The 2509-nt window shown below is 63.0% G+C and carries 2 protein-coding genes and 1 tRNA gene; 2 read left to right on the forward strand and 1 reads right to left on the reverse strand.

All coding sequences use genetic code 11. The features are described from left to right. Window positions 1-2: 2 nt before the first annotated feature. Window positions 3-76 (reverse strand) — tRNA-Val (locus GXY33_13900). A 159-nt stretch (window positions 77-235) separates the two neighbouring features. Here GXY33_13900 and GXY33_13905 point away from each other — a divergent pair. Both GXY33_13905 and GXY33_13910 read left to right on the forward strand, forming a co-directional pair. After that, window positions 236-955 carry a hypothetical protein gene (locus GXY33_13905; GenBank protein ID NLX06227.1) on the forward strand — a complete coding sequence of 240 codons (720 nt, stop codon included), beginning with the start codon at window positions 236-238 and terminating at the stop codon, window positions 953-955. Window positions 956-1098: 143 nt separating this feature from the next. Continuing rightward, window positions 1099-2508, forward strand: a complete 1410-nt coding sequence (locus tag GXY33_13910; protein NLX06228.1) for a glucose-6-phosphate isomerase — start codon at window positions 1099-1101, stop codon at window positions 2506-2508. The last annotated feature ends 1 nt before the right edge of the window (window position 2509 follow it).

Here is a 2509-nt window from a genome sequence, read left to right on the forward strand (position 1 = left end):
AATGGGCGGTACAGGGCTCGAACCTGTGACCTCATCCACGTCAAGGATGCGCTCTAGCCAACTGAGCTAACCGCCCAAACTGCCAATAATCTTACTCAGGGGGTTTGTCCCCGTCAAGGTGCAGACGGAAAAAATGTGTGGCTGAACTTGTGAATGATGAATTGAGCTTGACCGACCGTGTGGGGGTGGCTAGACTGATGCTTGGTCAAGCTTACCTTAATGGGTGGAGATTGCCATGGTTGAAGCAGGTGAGAGCATCACGAGTCCTCGCAGTCCGCTCAAATACATCGGGATCGGCTGTCTGGGCGTGGTGATTGTACTAGCCGTTCTGGTCGCCTACATCGCGTGGAACTGGCGTGCGTGGTCGGCCAATCAAATCCGCGAACGGGTCATGCTGATCGTCGAGACCTCCGGACTGCCCCAGCCGCAGCGGGAGGCCATTCTCGCCGACGTCGACGCCCTGGCTGAGCAGTTCAAAGCCGGTGAGGTGTCGACGGACGAACTCAGAATGATCGCGGAGCAGCTTCAGGGAATCCTGCCCGCCGCCCTCGTCTACACCTTCGAGGTCAAGTATCTGCCGCAGTCGGGCCTCGACGAGCAGGAGATGCAGGAGGCTGCGCTGACCGCCCAGCGTTACGCCCGCGGACTGGTCGAAGGCCGGATCTCGGACGAGTCCATGCAGAAGATCGTGCCGATGATGACCAAGGAGACTCCGCAAGAAGGCGATATCCTCAAAACGGAGATGAGCGACGAGCAGGTGCGGGACATTCTGGCGATCATGACTGAGCAGGTCGAAGCCGCCGGCATTCCGGCGGAACCGTACGTCGTCGATTTCGCGACAAGGATCGACGCAGCTATTACGTCGGTGCTGGGTGCGGACTGGAGCCCGACGGCGGGTCCGGTCGAACCGGCGGCCACGCAGCCGACTACCACGCCGGCTGAGCAGGGACAGTAGTCAGGTAACGCGGAGCCCGTCGCCGCGATGAACCCGCCGATCGGGCGATCTCGGGCGAACGGGCTGGACACCGGCAGGGGGGGTCGCTACCATCCCCGGTGCCCGGTGTGCAACAGGTGCACGAACGTCACAAGGAGGCTGTCATGACGCAACGACTGAGACTTTACTATAAGAACGTCACCGACGAGGCGATCGGCGAAGAGCACGGCATCGCTCGCGAGGAACTCGACCACCACAAGGACCAGGTCGCCAGGGTGGTGGCCGACCTGAACCGCCAGGGCAAGAACGGCGAGTTGCCGTACCGCAAGCTGCCATACGACACCGCCATGCACGATCAGGCCCGCCGGCTGGCCGACGAGCTTAGCCCATCCTGCAGGAACTTCGTGGTGCTGGGCATCGGCGGCTCGGCGCTGGGCAACATCGCCCTCCAGACCGCGCTGAACAAGCCGTTCTACAACCTCATGCCGCCCGAACAGCGGGGCGGACCGCGCCTCTTCGTCATGGACAACGTCGATCCGGTCGAGTTCGAGGCCATGCTCGAACTGGTCAAGCCGGAGCTCGAGGATACGATCTTCAATGTGATCAGCAAGTCGGGCGAGACGGCTGAGACGGCTTCCCAGTTCCTGATCGTCCGCCACCTGCTGCTTCAGCGGTTCGGCAAGAAGGGCCTGGCCAAGCACCTGGTCGCCACGACCGATCCAGCGGGCGGCACGCTGCGGCGGGTGGCCGACGAGGACGGGCTGCGAACCCTCCAGGTGCCGCCCGGCGTGGGCGGCCGGTTCAGCGTGCTCTCGCACGTCGGGCTGCTCTCCGCCGCGGTCTGCGGGATCGACACCGAGCAGCTTCTGGCCGGCGCGGTCGACATGGACAAGCGGGTCAGCGAGACCGACCTGTTCGCCAATCCCGCCGCCATGTACGGCCTGATCCAACTGCTGTTCTACCAGCGCAACAAGCCGCTGTCGGTCATGTTCCCCTACAGCCATCAGCTCAAGGACCTGACCGACTGGTACCGCCAGCTCTGGGCCGAAAGCCTCGGTAAGGAACGGACCTTCGACGGCAAGACCATGCGGATCGGACCCACGCCCATCAAGTCGCTCGGCACCACCGATCAGCACAGCCAGGTCCAGCTCTACCGCGAAGGGCCAAACGACAAGGTCTTCACGTTCCTCTCCGTCGAGCACTTCGACGACCCGTGCCCGATCCCGCCGGAACTCGCCGAGGAGCCGGGCTTCAAGTACCTCGGCGACAAGACCCTGGCCGAACTGATGCGGGCGGAGAAGGTCGGCACCGAATACGCCCTGGTCAAGTCGCGTCGGCCGTGCCTGACCATCACGTTCCCCAAGGTCAACCCCTACACGGTCGGGCAGTTCATCTACATGCTCGAGGTCGCCACCTCGATCGTCGGAACGCTGTTCAACATCAATCCGTACGATCAGCCGGCGGTCGAACTGGGCAAGAAAGCCACCTTCGCCCTCATGGGCCGCGAAGGGCATGAGGAACTTCACGAGGAGTTGAAGCCGTACGCCGAGAAAGACGCGGACTACGTGGTGTAGT

The sequence above is a fragment of the Phycisphaerae bacterium genome (assembly GCA_012729815.1).
Taxonomy (GTDB): Bacteria; Planctomycetota; Phycisphaerae; order JAAYCJ01; family JAAYCJ01; genus JAAYCJ01.

Bases quoted from the DNA above. Each gene is read 5' to 3' on its own strand.
- GXY33_13905 (NLX06227.1), top strand. From the start codon at position 236: ATGGTTGAAGCAGGTGAGAGCATCACGAGTCCTCGCAGTCCGCTCAAA.
- GXY33_13910 (NLX06228.1), top strand. From the start codon at position 1,099: ATGACGCAACGACTGAGACTTTACTATAAGAACGTCACCGACGAGGCG.